The 15495-nt window shown below is 67.3% G+C and carries 17 protein-coding genes; 10 read left to right on the plus strand and 7 right to left on the minus strand.

Annotation, left to right across the window (positions count from 1 at the left end; genetic code table 11):
* The first annotated feature begins 568 nt into the window (after nucleotides 1–568).
* From thrH to HHL15_RS15830, 4 genes are all read left to right on the plus strand, one after another.
* A complete protein-coding gene (thrH, locus tag HHL15_RS15815) occupies nucleotides 569–1177 on the plus strand; it encodes a bifunctional phosphoserine phosphatase/homoserine phosphotransferase ThrH (RefSeq protein ID WP_169146754.1) in 609 nt (202 codons plus the stop codon).
* A gap of 46 nt (nucleotides 1178–1223) precedes the next feature.
* Nucleotides 1224–2099 (plus strand): formyltetrahydrofolate deformylase, encoded by an 876-nt coding sequence (gene purU / locus HHL15_RS15820; protein WP_169146755.1) that lies wholly within the window; start codon nucleotides 1224–1226, stop codon nucleotides 2097–2099.
* Nucleotides 2100–2177: 78 nt separating this feature from the next.
* Nucleotides 2178–2567, plus strand: a complete 390-nt coding sequence (locus HHL15_RS15825) for a hypothetical protein (RefSeq protein ID WP_169146756.1) — start codon at nucleotides 2178–2180, stop codon at nucleotides 2565–2567.
* 713 nt (nucleotides 2568–3280) lie between these two features.
* A complete protein-coding gene (locus tag HHL15_RS15830) occupies nucleotides 3281–3649 on the plus strand; it encodes a hypothetical protein (protein WP_169146757.1) in 369 nt (122 codons plus the stop codon).
* Between the two features lie 53 nt (nucleotides 3650–3702).
* On the opposite strand, the gene amt is transcribed toward HHL15_RS15830, so the two are convergent.
* From amt to HHL15_RS15845, 3 genes are read right to left on the minus strand one after another with little or no spacing between them, the layout of a single operon-like run.
* Nucleotides 3703–5244, minus strand: a complete 1542-nt coding sequence (gene amt / locus HHL15_RS15835; RefSeq protein ID WP_169146758.1) for an ammonium transporter — start codon at nucleotides 5242–5244, stop codon at nucleotides 3703–3705.
* Between the two features lie 16 nt (nucleotides 5245–5260).
* On the minus strand, nucleotides 5261–5599 hold the full coding sequence (gene glnK / locus HHL15_RS15840; protein ID WP_079434291.1) for a P-II family nitrogen regulator: 339 nt from the start codon (nucleotides 5597–5599) through the stop codon (nucleotides 5261–5263).
* Between the two features lie 54 nt (nucleotides 5600–5653).
* On the minus strand, nucleotides 5654–6406 hold the full coding sequence (locus HHL15_RS15845) for a TorF family putative porin (protein ID WP_206198803.1): 753 nt from the start codon (nucleotides 6404–6406) through the stop codon (nucleotides 5654–5656).
* Nucleotides 6407–6693: 287 nt separating this feature from the next.
* Between HHL15_RS15845 and HHL15_RS15850 the strand changes: the two genes are divergently transcribed.
* The 6 genes from HHL15_RS15850 (at nucleotide 6694) to HHL15_RS15875 (ending at nucleotide 11612) form a co-directional block, all read left to right on the plus strand.
* Nucleotides 6694–6954, plus strand: a complete 261-nt coding sequence (locus tag HHL15_RS15850; protein WP_169146759.1) for an accessory factor UbiK family protein — start codon at nucleotides 6694–6696, stop codon at nucleotides 6952–6954.
* Between the two features lie 122 nt (nucleotides 6955–7076).
* Nucleotides 7077–7643: a YceI family protein gene (locus tag HHL15_RS15855; protein WP_169146760.1), complete on the plus strand. Its 567-nt coding sequence runs from the start codon at nucleotides 7077–7079 to the stop codon at nucleotides 7641–7643.
* Nucleotides 7644–7715: 72 nt separating this feature from the next.
* Complete coding sequence (locus HHL15_RS15860) at nucleotides 7716–9215, plus strand: YifB family Mg chelatase-like AAA ATPase (RefSeq protein ID WP_169146761.1); 1500 nt, start codon at nucleotides 7716–7718, stop codon at nucleotides 9213–9215.
* A 19-nt stretch (nucleotides 9216–9234) separates the two neighbouring features.
* Nucleotides 9235–9630, plus strand: a complete 396-nt coding sequence (locus HHL15_RS15865; protein WP_328825054.1) for a hypothetical protein — start codon at nucleotides 9235–9237, stop codon at nucleotides 9628–9630.
* 99 nt (nucleotides 9631–9729) lie between these two features.
* Entirely contained in the window at nucleotides 9730–10932 is a 1203-nt protein-coding gene (locus HHL15_RS15870; protein WP_169146762.1) for a multidrug effflux MFS transporter, read from the plus strand.
* Nucleotides 10929–11612 carry a ceramidase domain-containing protein gene (locus HHL15_RS15875; protein WP_169146763.1) on the plus strand — a complete coding sequence of 228 codons (684 nt, stop codon included), beginning with the start codon at nucleotides 10929–10931 and terminating at the stop codon, nucleotides 11610–11612. Before HHL15_RS15870 ends, HHL15_RS15875 begins: the two co-directional genes overlap by 4 nt.
* A gap of 62 nt (nucleotides 11613–11674) precedes the next feature.
* On the opposite strand, the gene HHL15_RS15880 is transcribed toward HHL15_RS15875, so the two are convergent.
* From HHL15_RS15880 to HHL15_RS15895, 4 genes are read right to left on the minus strand one after another with little or no spacing between them, the layout of a single operon-like run.
* Nucleotides 11675–12934 carry an FAD-dependent oxidoreductase gene (locus tag HHL15_RS15880; protein ID WP_206198804.1) on the minus strand — a complete coding sequence of 420 codons (1260 nt, stop codon included), beginning with the start codon at nucleotides 12932–12934 and terminating at the stop codon, nucleotides 11675–11677.
* A 23-nt stretch (nucleotides 12935–12957) separates the two neighbouring features.
* Nucleotides 12958–13323 (minus strand): c-type cytochrome, encoded by a 366-nt coding sequence (locus HHL15_RS15885; RefSeq protein WP_169146764.1) that lies wholly within the window; start codon nucleotides 13321–13323, stop codon nucleotides 12958–12960.
* Between the two features lie 45 nt (nucleotides 13324–13368).
* Nucleotides 13369–14574, minus strand: coding sequence for a DUF5666 domain-containing protein (locus tag HHL15_RS15890; RefSeq protein WP_169146765.1), 1206 nt, complete (start codon nucleotides 14572–14574; stop codon nucleotides 13369–13371).
* A complete protein-coding gene (locus HHL15_RS15895) occupies nucleotides 14567–15412 on the minus strand; it encodes a DUF6502 family protein (RefSeq protein WP_169146766.1) in 846 nt (281 codons plus the stop codon). The genes HHL15_RS15890 and HHL15_RS15895 overlap by 8 nt, the downstream gene beginning before the upstream one ends.
* Between the last annotated feature and the right edge of the window lie 83 nt (nucleotides 15413–15495).

Genomic DNA, 15495 nt, shown 5'->3' on the forward strand with positions numbered 1-15495 from the left:
CGAGGCTGGCTTCCAACGAGAAAAGCAAAACCCAGCGTCTCGCACCCACCGGCTTTTCCGTAAAGGCTCGGTGCTTGGCCAAAGCCCGTTCCGACCCGCCGAGCAGCGGAACGGCAGGCGGGGTAGTCCGGCGCGGCTGTCTGAGCCCGAAGGGCGAGTTCCGCGCCGGCCGCCTGCCGTGAGCAGCGCAGGGGAGTCATTCGCGTAGCGAATGACCGGCGAGGCGGGTCGCCTTCTTTGCCTTCTTTCTTGGCGAAGCAAGAAAGAAGGTCGCCCGCCGGGGCGAAATCCCGGCCAATCCAACGCAAAACAACGGAAAGCCGCCCAGACAAAGGCACAGAACCAGAATAACCAACACGCCCTGGACAACACGAGCCTCGGCAGGACCCCAGCGTTTTACACCCCCCTCTCCAGCCGCCCGCAAGTGCGGAATCGAAGTTCATGGACGGATGAATCCGCCCCTGCAGGTCCGTGCCTTCCTGAACGCAATTCCCTCAAGCCGTCACGGTCTCTTTGCTAGAATCGCGGATTCCCCCAAATCAACCGTCGTAACCTGGAGCTTCCCGCCGTGCAACTCGTCTGTCTCGACCTCGAAGGTGTTCTCGTCCCCGAAATCTGGATCGAATTCGCGGAGCGCACCGGCATCCCCGAACTCCGCCGCACCACCCGCGAGGAGCCGAACTACGACACGCTCATGAAGTACCGCCTGGACCTGCTCAAGCAGCACAAGCTGGGCTTGCCCGACATCCAGAAGGTGATCTCCGAGATGGGCCCCGAGCCCGGCGCCAAGGACTTCCTCGACGCCCTGCGCCAGGACTTCCAGGTCATCATCCTGTCCGACACCTTCTACGAATTCGCCATGCCGCTGATGCAGCAGCTGGGCATGCCCACCCTCTTCTGTCACAAGCTCGAGGCCAATGCCGAAGGCTTCCTGGTGAACTACCACCTGCGCATGGCCAACCAGAAGAAGGAAGCCGTCCAGCGCTTCAAGGAAATCAACTTCAAGGTCATCGCCGCCGGCGACTCCTACAACGACACCGCGATGCTCCAGGAAGCCCACGCCGGCATCCTGTTCCGCGCCCCGGACAACGTCATCGCCGAGTTCCCGCAGTTCCCCGTCGAGCGCGAGTACAGCGGCCTGATGGCCCAGATCCGCGCCGCCTCCGCCCGCATCTGACCCTTCCCGCGCCGGCCGCCCGCGCGGCCGGCAGCCCCCCGCCGCCATGCACCGCGAACGCTTCTACACCCTCTCCGCCTCCTGCCCCGACCGCACCGGCATCGTCGCCAAGGTCTCCGGCTTCATCGCCGAGCACAAAGGCTGGATCCTCGAAACCGCCCTGCACGCCGAACCGGCCGTGGATGCCGACAGCCGCGGGCGCTATTTCATGCGCATCGAGATCCGGGCGGACTCGCTGCCCTTCATGCTCACCGAGTTCCGCGAGCGCTTCCGGCCCATCGCCGAAGAACTCAACATGGACTGGAAGATCACCGACTCGGCGGTCAAGAAGCGCGTGGTCATCCTGGTCTCCAAGCAGGAGCACTGCCTCTACGACCTGCTCGCCCGCTGGCAGTCGAAGGAGCTCGACATCGAGATCCCCTGCGTGATCTCCAACCACGAGACCTTCCGCGGCTTCGTCGAGTGGCACGGCATCCCCTTCCACCACGTCCCGGTGACCGCCGACAACAAGCCCCAGGCCTACGCCGAGGTGCAGCGTCTGTTCGAGGAGTCCCACGGCGACACCATGGTGCTGGCCCGCTACATGCAGATCCTGTCGCCGGACTTGTGCGCCGCCCACCCGGGCAAGATCATCAACATCCACCACAGCTTCCTGCCCAGCTTCGTCGGCGCCCGGCCCTACCACCAGGCCTACGAGCGCGGCGTCAAGCTGATCGGCGCCACCTGCCACTACGTCACCGAAGAGCTGGACCAGGGCCCCATCGTCGAACAGGACGTGATCCGCATCGACCACTCCGACTCGGTCGAGGACATGGTCCGCTACGGCAAGGACATCGAGAAGGCGGTGCTCGCCCGCGGCCTGCGCTACCACCTGGAAGACCGGGTGCTGGTGCATGGCAACAAGACGGTGGTGTTCCGCTGAGGGCAGGCCCTCCCCGCACTATCAGCCGGCCCGCGAGGCCGGCTTTTTATTGCGCGGATGGCGTGGGAGGGGCTGCCGATGGCGTGGGATGGCGCGCCGATGCCACGGGATGGCGTGCCGATGCCACGGGATGGCGCGCTGATGCCACGGGAAGGCGTGCCGATGCCATGGGAGCGCGTGCTGATGCCATGGGAGCGCGTGCTGATGCCATGGGAGGGCGTGCCGATGCCATGGGAGCGCGTGCTGATGCCATGGGAGGGCGTGCCGATGCCATGGGAGCGCGTGCTGATGCCATGGGAGCGCGTGCTGATGCCATGGGAGCGTGTGCCGATGCAATGGGAGGGCGTGCTGATGCCACGGGAGGGCGTGCTGATGCCATGGGAGCGCGTGCCGATGGCGTGGGAGAGGCTGTCGGTGCTCTTGTGGTCAGGCTTCTTTGCTGGGCGGCGTTCCGTTGTTTTACGTTGAATTGGCCGGGATTTCGCCCCGGCGGGCGACCCCTTTCTTTGCGTCGCCAAAGAAAGGGGCAAAGAAAGGCGACCCGGCTTCCCCGGTCGTCCGCGTTGCGGACGACTCCCCTGCGCTGCTCGCATCGGGCGGCCGGCGCGGAACTCGTCGGCTGCGCCTCCTCAGACAGCCGCGCCGGAAGGCCCCGCCCGATACTCCGCTGCTCGGCGGGTCAGAACGGGCTTTTCGCAAACACCGCGCGTTTGCTGAAGCCGAGGCTGGCTTCCAACGAGAAAAGCAAAACCCAGCGCCTCGCATCCGCCGGATTTTCCGTAGAGGCTCGGTGCTTGGAAAAAGGCCCGTTCCGACCCGCCGAGCAGCGGAACGGCAGGCGGGGTAGTCCGGCGCGGCTGTCTGAGCCCGCAGGGCGAGTTCCGCGCCGGCCGCCTGCCGTGAGCAGCGCAGGGGAGTCATTCGCGCAGCGAATGACCGGGGAGGCGGGTCGCCTTTCTTGCTTACTTCTTTGGCGAAGCAAAGAAGTGAGTCGCCCGCCGGGGCGAAATCCCGGCCAATCCAACGCGAAAAAAAGGAGAACCCTCAGGACGGGCACCCATTCCCATGACACAGGCAACCCGCCCCACACCATGACATACAATTTATCAAGCAAGCACCAACGCAACCACACAAGAATCAAATAGCATAAGCCCTCCCACCACCACTCCCGGAAAACCACCATGTCCAGCCCCGCACGCAAGCGCCTCTCCGCCGACATCCTGCAGGCCGACGAAGAAGCCCTGGTCGGCCTGCGCAACATCCCGGTCTACCAGCCCGCCAACCCGGCCTTCGCCCTCGAGGTCATCAGCGCCGTCCATACCCGCTACCGCGCCGCCCAGGACGCCGAGATCGTGGCCCAGAACACCCTGGCTGCCGCCCGCGACGCGGCGGTGGCCACCCAGTGGGAATTCCACGAGGCCATCCTCGGTGCCAAGAACCAGATCAAGGCGCTCTACGGTGAAGACTCCGACGAGCTGGCCGCCCTTGGCCTGAAGAAGAAATCCGATCGCAAGGCGCCCCATCGCGGCAGCAAGCCCGACGCCGCCTGAAACGACAACGGGCGCCGAAGCGCCCGTTGCCATACTGCGAAGGACTACCGATCTTACTGGTGGTAGGCGGTTTCGCCGTGGGAGGTGATGTCGAGACCTTCCCGCTCTTCGTCTTCCGGCACCCGCAGACCGATGAACATGTCCACCAGCTTGTAGGCGATGAAGGCAACCACGGCAGACCAGACGATGGTCACGCCGACCGCGGTGGCCTGGATGATGACCTGGTCGCTGATGGAGTAGCCGTCGGCAACCTTGTTGGCCACGTAGTCCCACACGCCGGCACCACCCAGGGACGGGGAGGCGAACACGCCGGTCAGGATGGCACCCATGATGCCGCCGACGCCATGCACGCCGAACACGTCGAGGGAGTCGTCGGCGCCGAGCAGACGCTTCAGGCCATTCACACCCCACAGGCAGACCACGCCAGCCAGCAGGCCGATCACGATCGCACCGACCACGCCGACCACGCCAGCCGCCGGGGTGATCGCCACCAGGCCGGCAACGGCACCGGATGCAGCGCCCAGGCCGGACGGCTTGCCCTTGATGATCCATTCGGCAAACAGCCAGGAGAGGGCCGCAGCAGCGGTGGCCACCCAGGTGTTGACCATGGCCAGGGCGGCAACGCCGTTGGCTTCCAGGGCAGAACCGGCGTTGAAGCCGAACCAGCCCACCCACAGCAGCGAGGCGCCGACGATGGTCAGGGTCAGGCTGTGCGGGGCGAAGGACTCACGGCCGTAACCGATGCGCTTGCCCACCATGAAGGCACCCACCAGGCCGGCAACGGCGGCGTTGATGTGCACCACGGTGCCGCCGGCGAAGTCGAGGGCGCCCTTCTGGAACAGGAAGCCTGCGGTCGCGTTGGCGGCCTCGGCAGCTTCGGCAGAGGTGTAGGCATCCGGGCCCGCCCAGTACCACACCATGTGCGCCATCGGCAGGTAGCTGAAGGTGAACCACAGCACCGAGAACAGCAGCACGGCGGAGAACTTGATGCGCTCGGCGAAGGCGCCGAGGATCAGGGCCACGGTGATGGCGGCAAAGGCACCCTGGAAGATCACGTAGATGAACTCGGAGATCACCACGCCCTTGGTCCAGGTGGCGGCGACGGAGTCCGGCGTGATGCCCTTGAGCAGGACCTTGTCCAGGCCACCAAAGAAGGCATTGCCCTCGGTGAAGGCCACGGAGTAGCCGTACAGGACCCACAGGAAGGTGATCAGCGAGAACACCGTGAACACCTGCAGGAGCACCGACAGCATGTTCTTGGCACGCACCAGGCCACCGTAGAACAGGGCCAGGCCGGGGATGGACATCATGATCACGATCGCCGAGGCGACGATGATCCAGGCGTTGTCACCCTTGTTGGGAACGGGGGCCGGAGCGGCAGCCTCGGCGGGCGCAGCAGCGGCCTCTACCTTGGCTTCGGCTGCCGGAGCGGCAACCGGCGCTTCAGCCGGCTTGGCTTCCGCCGCGGCGGCAGCCGGGGCGGCGACGGCAGGCGCGGCGGCCGGCGCGACAGGGGCTTCCTTGTCGTCGGCCAACGCACTGCCCGCGAAGCTGACCGCCAGGGTGGTCAGCAGGGCTGTGACGATTTTTCTCATGATTGAAGGCTCCCTTTTATAGCGCTTCGGCACCGGATTCGCCGGTACGGATACGAATGGCTTGCTCCAGGTCGAACACGAAGATCTTGCCGTCGCCGATCTTGCCGGTGCTGGCGGATTTTTCGATGGCTTCAATGACCTGATCGAGGATTTCGGTCTTCACGGCGGCCTCGATCTTCACCTTGGGCAGAAAATCGACCACGTATTCGGCGCCGCGATACAGCTCCGTATGACCCTTCTGGCGGCCGAAGCCCTTGACTTCGGTCACGGTGATGCCCTGCACGCCAATGGCGGAGAGGGCTTCACGCACTTCGTCGAGTTTGAAGGGCTTGATGATGGCAGTAACGAGTTTCATGGCTTGGATCCTCAGACCGACGGCCGACGGGCGGCCGCCGTGCGGTTGCGGGAATTAGAAAGTACGGGTGATGGACAGAACCACGCGGTCCTTGCCCAGATCCTTGCCCAGCAGGTTGGTGTACCAGACACTGGAGGCATTGGTGGTGACGTAGCTGAGGCCGACCACGGTGCCGCTGAAGTCCTTGGTCACGCCGAGCTTGTAGTCGGTGTAGGAGGCGCCGTCGGACGAATTGCCGTTCACCTTCTGGCGGCCCACGTGGGCGACCAGGTTCACGCTGGGGACCAGCTCGTAGTTGGCGGTCAGGTCCAGGTAGCCGGAGTTGCGCGAACCAACCCAGCCGAACAGGTCGCTGAAGGAGTGGGAGTACTTCAGGGTCAGGATGCTGTAAGTCCCGGCCACGTAGCCTTCCAGGGTGTTCGGGTTGTTGCCGTAGCCGGTGCCCGGGTAGAAGTACTGCAGCAGACCCACGTCGTAGCCGAAGTCGCCGACGGTGTTCTTGAAGCCACCGTAGAAGTCCATCTCGAGGCTGTTGCTGACGGTGGAGTTGCCGTCGGTCAGCCAGGACACGTTGGACGCCCAGGTGCCCACATACAGGCCGCTGGAATGCGCGTAATCAAAACCACCCTGCACAGCCGGCTTGCGGTTGGTCTGACCGATGCCACGGTAGACATACTCGGAGGCGAAGCCGATGTTGCTGGTGAAGGTGTGCTCGGGAGCCGGCGCAGCCGCTTGGGCATGAGCCAGGGTCGGGAGAACGATGCTGGCAGCAGCGATCAGGGCGGAGGCGATGACGGTCTTGCGCATGATGGAGATTCTCCTGGTAATCAAAGTTGGCGAATCACATTTAGCAATCGATGTGCCAGTTTGTAAAAAACATATGCTTTCAAGCAGATGCGCGAGAATCCGGGCATCTGCTGCGTTGCAGGAAAATTGATGCGCGCACCAAGTTGGCATCATGCACCAATAACGGGCGCCGATTTGGTGCGCGCACGCCGGCCGCCCATCCTCCAGGCCGGTGCTAAACTTTCATTCAAACCGGGCCGCCCCCTGCGGCCCACCCCGGATTCCCCATTTTCAGGAGGTACGCAGCCATGGCCAATCCCAGGATCCTCGACGAACTCGGCGCAAAGGTGTCCGAACTGCTCGCCAGCAGCCCCGCGAAAGACATCGAGAAGAACGCCAAGGCCCTGCTCGCCAGCGGCTTCTCCAAGCTCGACCTGGTCACCCGCGAAGAATTCGAAGTGCAGAAGGAAGTCCTCATCCGCACCCGCGAGAAGCTCACCGAGCTTGAGCACCGGGTTGCCCGCCTGGAAGCCGAGCTGGCTTCGCGCCCGCCTGCAGCGGGGGTCTGAACCACCCCGCCGCCCGGCGGTCGACCCAGGGGCGCTCCGGCGCCCCTTGTCTTTGCAGCTGCGGCCTCGCCGAGCCCGCCTGTCCTTCACCCCGGCCTTCCCCTCGCCCCAAGGAGCCCCGCTTGAAACCCATCCTCGCCCTGCTGGCCCTCTGCGCCGCCCCGGCCCTGGCAGCACCCGTCAACTACACCATCGACAGCAACCACACCTTCCCGCTCTTCGAGACGGACCACCTGGGTTTCTCCACCCAGCGCGGCCGCTTCAACAAGACCAGCGGCAAGATCATCCTCGACAGCGCCGCCCGCAAGGGATCGGTGGAGGTCAGCATCGACGCGGCGTCCATTGACATGGGCTTCGCCAAATGGAACGAAAACATGCGTGGCGAGGGATTCTTCAACACCGCCGAGTTCCCGGTGATCAGCTTCAAGTCCGAGCAGCTGCGCTTCGAGGGCGACAAGCCGGTGGCCGCCGAAGGCACGCTGACCCTGCTCGGCGTGAGCCGCCCGGTCACCCTCACCCTGGCGCGCTTCCACTGTGCCCCGCACCCCCTCAACAAGCGCGAGACCTGCGGCGCCGACATCACCGCCCGGATCAAGCGTTCGGAGTTCGGCATGAGCAAGAACATTCCGTCGGTGAGCGACGAAGTCCGCCTGCTGATCGCCGTCGAAGCCTTCCGCGATGCCCCCTGAGGCATGACAGGCTGATACCGCCGGGCGCCGGTCCCGGCTACACTCCCGGCTTTACCCATTCTGGGACATGCCGTGAGCCTGGCTCTCCTGACAAGCCGTGCCCTGGTCGGCCTCCTCGCCCCGGAGGTCACCGTCGAAGTGCACCTGGCCAACGGCCTGCCGGCCTTCACCCTGGTCGGCCTGCCCGACGTGGAGGTGCGCGAAGCCCGCGACCGGGTCCGCGCCGCGCTGCAGACCGCCTGCTTTGAATTCCCGCAGCGGCGCATCACCGTGAACCTGGCGCCCGCCGACCTGCCCAAGGAGGGCGGCTGCTTCGACCTTCCGATCGCCCTCGGCATCCTCGCCGCCTCCGGGCAGATCCCTGCCGACGGGCTGGCCCGCTATGAATTTGCCGGCGAGCTGTCCCTCACCGGCGAGCTCCGCCCGGTGCGCGGCGCCCTGGCCCTGGCGCGCCAGGCCTGCAGCAGCGGGCGCACCCTGATCCTGCCCGCCGCCAACGCCCCCGAGGCGGCCCTGGTGCACGGCGTGCGCCTGCTGCCCGCCGCCAGCCTGCTCGCCGTTGCCGCCCACCTGTGCGGCCACACCCCGCTGCCCGCCTATGCCGGCGAGCCGCTGGCGGCTCCGCCGGCCTACCCCGACCTGGCCGACGTGAAGGGCCAGCTGCAGGCCCGCCGGGCCCTCGAGGTGGCCGCCAGCGGCCAGCATTCACTCTTGCTCTTCGGCCCGCCCGGCACCGGCAAGTCGATGCTGGCCCAGCGCCTGGCCGGCCTCCTGCCGCCGATGAGCGACGACGAAGCGCTGGAGAGCGCCGCCATCCTGTCGGTGGAGGGCAGCTTCCATCCCGGGCTGTGGAGCCTCCGGCCGCTGCGCGCGCCGCACCACTCCGCGTCCACCGCGGCCCTGGTGGGCGGCGGCAGCACGCCGCGCCCCGGCGAGATCAGCCTGGCCCACAACGGGGTGCTGTTCCTGGATGAACTGCCCGAGTTCGAGAAGCGCGTGCTGGAGGCCCTGCGCGAGCCCCTCGAGAGTGGCCACATCACCATCTCGCGGGCGGCCCGGCGGGCCGAGTTTCCGGCCCGCTTCCAGCTCGTGGCGGCGATGAACCCCTGCCCCTGTGGCTACCACGGGCACCCGGACGGACGCTGCCGGTGCACGCCGGAGCAGATCGCCCGCTACCACCACAAACTCTCCGGCCCGCTGCTCGACCGCATCGACCTGATGCTGGAGGTGCCAGCCCTGCCGGCCAGCGAACTGCAGTCGGCAGCCCCGGGCGAGGCCTCGGCCACCGTCCGCGAGCGGATCGCCGCGGCCCGGGCTCTGCAGCAGGCCCGCCAGGGCAAACCCAACGCGCTGCTGGCCGGTGCCGAGATCGACCGCTGGTGCATGCCCGACGCCGGCGGCGCGCGGCTGCTGGCCAGCGCCATCGACCGGCTCGGCCTGTCGGCCCGCGGCTACCATCGGATCCTGAAGGTCGCGCGTACAATTGCAGACATGAACGGCGTCGATACTGTCTGCGCCCCCCATGTGGCCGAGGCGGTGCAGAGCCGGCGCGGCCCGGGCACCACCCCCTAAATCCCTCAGGAGTACTTCAGTGCCATCGTCCTTCCCCGCCACCGCACCGCGCTCGTCGAAGTGGCTGCTCTGGCTCATCGGCTGCGTGATCGTGCTGGCCGGCCTGTTCGCCGGCTACACCTGGCTGGTCCTCAGCTGGAGCTACTCATCCGGCGAGCGGGCCGGCTACGTGCAGAAGTTTTCCCAGAAGGGCTGGCTGTGCAAGACCTGGGAGGGCGAGCTGGCGATCGTCGCGATCCCCGGCAGCCTGCCGGAGATATTCAAGTTCACGGTGCGCGACGACAAGGTGGCGGCCAGCATCAACACCTTGATGGGCAAGCGTGTGGCCTTGTCCTACGACCAGCACGTGGGCGTACCGTCCACCTGCTTTGGTGAAACCGGCTACTACGTCGACAGTATCCACTCCGTCGAGTAAGCGCCTCCCGGCCGCCCGACGGCACTTGCCGCACGACCCGCCGGGCTGAAGGTGATCCAGCCTGCCCCGGGTGCCCCGCCCCCTTTCCGGAATTCCCCGATGCCTTACGCCCAACTGGCGATGCTCCTCGCGGCGCTCGCCACCGTCGGTCCCTTTTCGATCGACACCTACCTGCCGGCGCTGCACGCCATCGGCAGCGACTTGCAGGCCGACCCGGTACAGGTCCAGCAGACCCTCACCGCGTACATGCTGCCAATGGGCATCATGGTGTTGTGGCACGGCGCCTTTTCCGACGCCTGGGGCCGCAAACCGGTGATCCTGGTGTCGATGCTGCTGTTCATGCTGGCCTCGGTGGTCTGCGTGCTGGCCACCAGCATCGAGGCCCTGCTGGTCGGCCGCGCCCTGCAAGGCATCAGCGCGGGCGCCGGCATGGTGGTGGGACGGGCCATCGTCCGCGACCTGATGGAGGGCCCCCGCGCCCAGCGCCTGATGAGCCACGTGAGCATGGCCTTCGCCATCGGGCCGGCGATTGCTCCGGTGCTGGGCGGGTGGATCCACACCGCCTTCGGCTGGCGCGCCATCTTTGTCTTCCTGGCCCTGCTCGGCCTCGCCCTGGCCGCCCTCACCGCCTGGAAGCTGCCCGAGACCCATTCGCCGGCAGCACGCCAGCCGCTGCACCCGGGGCCCCTGGCGCGGCGCTACGGCCAGGTGTTCACGACGCCGGGCTTCCTGCTGCTGACCTTCGCGGTGGGGCTCAACTTCAACGGCTTCTTCATCTATGTGCTGTCGGCCCCGGTGTTCCTGATGCGCCACCTGGGGCTGGGCGAGACTGAGTTCGGCTGGATGTTCATCCCCGGGGTGATGGGCATGATGTGCGGCTCGGCCCTGTCGGCCCGCCTGGCCGGCCGCCTGCCGCCGCCGCGCACCATCGCCCTGGGCTTTGCCCTGATGCTGCTGGCCGCCGTCGCCAACCTGGCGGTCAGCTTCCTGATGCAGCCGGGCCTGCCCCAGTCGGTGCTGCCCATCGTGCTGTACAACTTCGGCATGGCCGTCGCAATGCCCAGCCTGACCTTGCTGGCCCTCGATCACTTCCCCACCCACCGCGGCCTTGCCGCCAGCTGCCAGAGCTTCCTGCAGATGCTGGTGGGCGCGCTCACCGCCGGCGTGGTGGCGCCGGCCCTGTGGGACACCCCCGGCGGCCTGGCCGGCAGCATGGCCACCTATCTGGTGCTGGGGCTGTGCTGCTTCGCAACCTGGTGGCGGCAGTTCCATTGCCGCCGCAGCGGTGCCGAAGCGGCATGAACTGGGCGGAGCCCATTGATCTGTACTGCGAGCGCACCGACGCCAGCCTGTGGTCGGAGCCCCTCAACGCGGTCAGCAACCTGGGCTTCCTGCTGGTCGCGGCCTTGCTGTGGCAGCGCAGCCGTGGCCGGGGACGGGATCTGCAAGGGCTCAGCGGGCTGATCTTCGCCATCGGCGCGGGCAGCCTGGTCTTCCATACGCTGGCCACGCGCTGGGCGGCACTGCTGGACATCGCCTTCATCGCGCTGTTCGTGCTGGTCTTCCATCAGCGCTTGCAGGTTCGCCTGCAGGGCGCGGGCAACGCCAGGGCCGGCGCGGGAACGGCTGTCTTCGTGGCGCTGGCGGCCGTCTTCGTCGGGGCGACACGGGCCCTGCCGCCGCTCCCTCTGAACGGCTCGGAGATCTACCTGCCGCCGTTCGTGCTGCTGCTGTGGTGTGCGGTGGCAACCCGCCAGGCCCAGCCGGCCGCGGCCCGCTGGCTGGCCAAGGCGGCCGGGCTGTTCGTCCTCAGCCTGGCCTGCCGGGCCAGCGACACGCTGCTGTGCGGCCTGTGGCCCGCCGGCACCCATGTGGGCTGGCACCTGCTCAATGCCGCGGTGCTGTATTGCTGCATGCAGGCCCTGCTGGCAGGCCTGCCGGCGCCGCGGGCACAGGCGGCGGGCCGGACGCCGCGGGCCTGAGCCGCCACGGAGGCCCCCCGCGCCAGCCAGGTCGCTCCGCCGCCGGCAGCGCCCCCGACGCTTCAGCTGAAGCTGTCGGCAAACAAGTTCTTCGCCCAGCCGAACATGTCCTTGTAGTGGCCGGCAGTGGGCGCCGGCGCCTCCGCCAGGGTGTTGGCCACCGGCTTCATCAGGCCACTGGCGGCATCGTAGCCAAACACCACGGTCAGCCACGAGGCGGTGGTGGCGGTGATCGGGCTGTAACAGGCCGAGCTCGTCATCGGCGCGGGGTCGGGCTGCTCGCCGGCGAAGTAACGCACCAGCGCATCGGCGCAGACCTTGGCCTGAGCGTTGGCCATGTGGCCGGACTTGGGCTGGCCGGTCCCCTGGGAATCGCCGATCACGTGCACATTGGGAACCACCCTGGATTCGTAGCTGAGGGGGTTGACCGGCGCCCAGCGGGTGGCCGGGTCGCTGCCGAGAAGTCCGGCGGCGGCCACCAGCTTGCCCGCACGCTGGGGCGGGATGATGTTGGCCGCATCGAAGGGCACGGACTCCCAGTTGGTGACGACCTTCTTGCCCGCCCAATCCACCGACAGGACCTCGGAGTTCGGCCGATAGTCGATCACCCCTGCGTAGGTGGTCTGGAAGGCCGTGTGGAAGGTGTGGGGCTCGGCCACCACGTCGGAGTTGGCGTCCAGCACGATGACCCTGCCGGCACGGCGGCGACGCAGCAGGCTGTCGGCGAGCAGGCAGGCGCGCTCGTAGGGCCCCGGCGGGCAGCGGTAAGGCGCCTTGGGGATGGACATCACGAAGGTGCCACCCGCCGGCACGGAATCCAGCTGGGCCTTGAGCGCCAGAGTCTGCGGGCCGGCCTGCCAGGCGTGGGGAAGCACGGCGCTGTCGAGCCCGGGGATGCTGTCGAAATCGATGCCCGGCGCCAACACCAGCTTGTCGTAGGGCAGCCTGGATCCGTTGGCGGTGAGGACCACCCGGCTGACCGGATCGATGCTGACGGCCCGATCGGCCACGATGTTGACACCGTACTTGCTGCGCAGGTTGTCATAGCGCAGGGTGATGGTGCTCATGCCCACCGCGCCGGTCATCACCAGGTTGCTGAGGATGCACGAGACATGGCCGGGGTTGGGCTCCACCAGGCTCACCTGGATGGCCGGATTCCACATCCGGACGTACTTGGCCACGGTGGCACCGGCAAAGCCGCCACCGATCACGACGACCCGCGGGGCGGCAGCCTGGGCAGGGGTGGTGGCGGACAGGGCGCCTGTGGCCACCAGGGCTCCGGAAGCCTGCAGAAGCTTGCGACGATTATGCGAGAACATCATTTCTCCCTTTCTGTGCGGTGGGCTCAGTCGTCCCGCGACTTGCGGCTGGTGGAGGAGCTCCCTCTCGAGCCGGTGCTGCCGGTCTTGCCGAGGGATGCGTAATAGCGGGCGATCAGGCGGATCTGCGCGTCGGTGTAGCCTGCGGCCTGGCGGTGCATGATCTCGTCGGGCTTGAGCTTGGCCTTCATCTCGATCAACTCGTTGTAGATTTCCCGCTCGCTCTCACCGGCCAGCTTCTCCATGCCGGAGACCGCCTGGCCGTTGGTGCCATGGCACTGGGCGCACTGGGCGGCCAGCAGCCGTCCGGCCGGCGGGGCCGCGTACGCACTGGCCGCCCCCAGCAGGGCCAGCGCGAGTGCGCCGGTCAGGGTCTTGCGATAAGTCTTCATGTCGCTTCCTCCATTGCGGCGCCCGCGGTGGCGAACGCACCCAAACTAGTCTTCGAAGTGGATGAGGGTGGCGACGATCACGCCACGGCTTGCGTCGAACCAGCCTTTCAGTTCGACCTTGCGGCCGTTGGCCAGAGCGGCCCGGCTGCCGCCCTCGAAGCGCACCGCCCCGCTTGCATCGACAGCCTGTCCGCGCAGCACGAAACGCTGGGTCGCCGGCTCGAAGGCCTCGATCAGGGCGGTCAGTTCGAAGGCCTCGTCGTTCGACTCACCTTCATCCCCCACTTCCACTTCCTTGGCCATCAGCACCCCGCTGCGCACCACGCCTTCGGCCTCGACCCGCAGTCCGACCGCGAGGACACCCTCGATACGGGCGCCGGAGGCATCCACCGTCACGCCATCCACCACGAACCGCCCGGCTGACAGGAGAGTGGCAATGCTGCCCTCGATCTTGGCCTCGCCATCCGCCAGCGGCGCGCGGCGGGCGCCTTCGATGGCGTCGATGCGCCAGACGCCAGCGGCAGGCCCGGTGGCGGCCGAAACCCGCAGGATCTGCCCGTCGGCCAGGCCCGCAATCTGGGCATCGGGTACGGAGCGGTAGTCGATTGCCACGCCGGCCAGTACAAAGCGGCGCTGACTGATGTCCAGCCCGCTCACCGGCCCGCGCAGGCGGTAACGGCTCGCGCTGAGGCGGGACTCGATGCGGGTCGCCGTGTAAGACCCGGTGGCGGCGTTGTAGGCGCCGTACACCTCGACGACAGCGCCGGGATGCAGCGCCGGCAAGCCGGCCAGCCCTTCATCGAAGACCGTGGCGGGCTTGATGCTGACCGTGGCCCCGAGCACCTTGAAGTGGCCGCCGGCCAGATCGACGCTGTCGATGGGGCCGAGGATCTCGCTGCCATACACGATCTGGCTGGCCTTGCCGGTGCCGGCGACGTAATCCGCCGTGCCGGTGATGGTTGTCACCATGCCCAGGCGCAGGTCGCTGCGGCTGCGGGTGTTGCCGTCTTCGTCCGCCACGCGGGCCGTGCTGTCGTCAAAGCGGACGCCAGCAACGATGACCGAGCCGAAGCCGGCGATGGAGCCCACCGTCACGGCACTGGACACTGTTCCGGTGCCTCCCGTGCCGACGCCGGCGAGGTCACTTCCGCCTCCGCCCCCACCACAGGCCGCCAGCACACCGGCAGCGGCGAGGCGGGCAGCCCAGCGGAAAAGGATGTTGAAGGCAGCAGGCTGGCGGCTTTCAGTCACGTTCAGACTCCACGGAATCAGGGGGAGGAAGGGGGGCCGCCACGTCGGCGTAGCTGTAGAGGCCGATGCGCAGGCGCTGGTCCTGCTTGCGGCCGGCCTGTTGGTCCTGCTCGATGAGACCTTCGAGCAGAGGCACGGCAGACTTCATCAGGGCGTTCCACTGGGTCAGGACGAAATCCCGGACGACCTCGATGGACTCGGCCGACAAGTCATCGGCAAATACCGCCTGCTCGAAATGGGGGGGCTCTGTCGCGAGCACGTTGGCGACCGCCGCCGCCAGGTGGTCTCCCACGTTGTCGCCGAGAAAGCCCAGCATGGCAGCCTGCGCATCGCTCGGCACAAAGGCGTTGCGTACCAGCATGACCTCATCCGAACCCTCGGCCATCCGCGCCACGCCCAGGCGGCACAACTCGTCCAGGAGGCTGCGCGGATGCACATCACGGGTCACGGACTGGGCCAGGCCCTCGAAGCTCGGCGTCGCGGCGTCACCTGCCACGCGGGGCAGCGATCGCGGCAGGCCTCCCGCATCCAGGTAACGCGGGTCTGTCTGCCATCGGGCAAAGACTTCCGCCACCGGTGACTGGCGTACCGCACGCGCGGTGCGCTGGCGGCGGGTCAGGCGGGTCACTTCACGCCGGTTGAGGCCGGTGGCCACGCTGATGCGGCTGACCAGACGTGCATTTGCCTGCGCCGACTGGGCATTCAACGCTTCATCCACGACGGCCTCCTTCAACATTTCTTCCAGTGCCGCGAACGGCACCCCCTTTGCCAGCGCCAGACGTGCCACGGGTCCAAGCACGGCGCGCAAGGCGTCCGCCAGCGCCTGATCGCCCGACATCGCGGAATCTCCAGGCAGATCGGTCGGCCCGGTACTCATGGCGAAACTCTGTGCAACATGATTGCTCGCATTCTAAATGTGCA

It is taken from the genome of Zoogloea dura, assembly GCF_012927165.1.
Classification (GTDB): Bacteria; Pseudomonadota; Gammaproteobacteria; order Burkholderiales; family Rhodocyclaceae; genus Zoogloea; species Zoogloea dura.

What these genes read in the sequence shown, in the direction of transcription:
- purU (WP_169146755.1), top strand. Translation starts at nt 1,224, where the DNA reads ATGCACCGCGAACGCTTCTACACCCTCTCCGCCTCCTGCCCCGACCGC.
- HHL15_RS15825 (WP_169146756.1), top strand. Translation starts at nt 2,178, where the DNA reads ATGGCGTGGGATGGCGCGCCGATGCCACGGGATGGCGTGCCGATGCCA.
- HHL15_RS15830 (WP_169146757.1), top strand. Translation starts at nt 3,281, where the DNA reads ATGTCCAGCCCCGCACGCAAGCGCCTCTCCGCCGACATCCTGCAGGCC.
- amt (WP_169146758.1), bottom strand. Translation starts at nt 5,244, where the DNA reads ATGAGAAAAATCGTCACAGCCCTGCTGACCACCCTGGCGGTCAGCTTC.
- glnK (WP_079434291.1), bottom strand. Translation starts at nt 5,599, where the DNA reads ATGAAACTCGTTACTGCCATCATCAAGCCCTTCAAACTCGACGAAGTG.
- HHL15_RS15845 (WP_206198803.1), bottom strand. Translation starts at nt 6,406, where the DNA reads ATGCGCAAGACCGTCATCGCCTCCGCCCTGATCGCTGCTGCCAGCATC.
- HHL15_RS15850 (WP_169146759.1), top strand. Translation starts at nt 6,694, where the DNA reads ATGGCCAATCCCAGGATCCTCGACGAACTCGGCGCAAAGGTGTCCGAA.
- HHL15_RS15870 (WP_169146762.1), top strand. Translation starts at nt 9,730, where the DNA reads ATGCCTTACGCCCAACTGGCGATGCTCCTCGCGGCGCTCGCCACCGTC.
- HHL15_RS15875 (WP_169146763.1), top strand. Translation starts at nt 10,929, where the DNA reads ATGAACTGGGCGGAGCCCATTGATCTGTACTGCGAGCGCACCGACGCC.
- HHL15_RS15880 (WP_206198804.1), bottom strand. Translation starts at nt 12,934, where the DNA reads ATGATGTTCTCGCATAATCGTCGCAAGCTTCTGCAGGCTTCCGGAGCC.
- HHL15_RS15885 (WP_169146764.1), bottom strand. Translation starts at nt 13,323, where the DNA reads ATGAAGACTTATCGCAAGACCCTGACCGGCGCACTCGCGCTGGCCCTG.
- HHL15_RS15895 (WP_169146766.1), bottom strand. Translation starts at nt 15,412, where the DNA reads ATGTCGGGCGATCAGGCGCTGGCGGACGCCTTGCGCGCCGTGCTTGGA.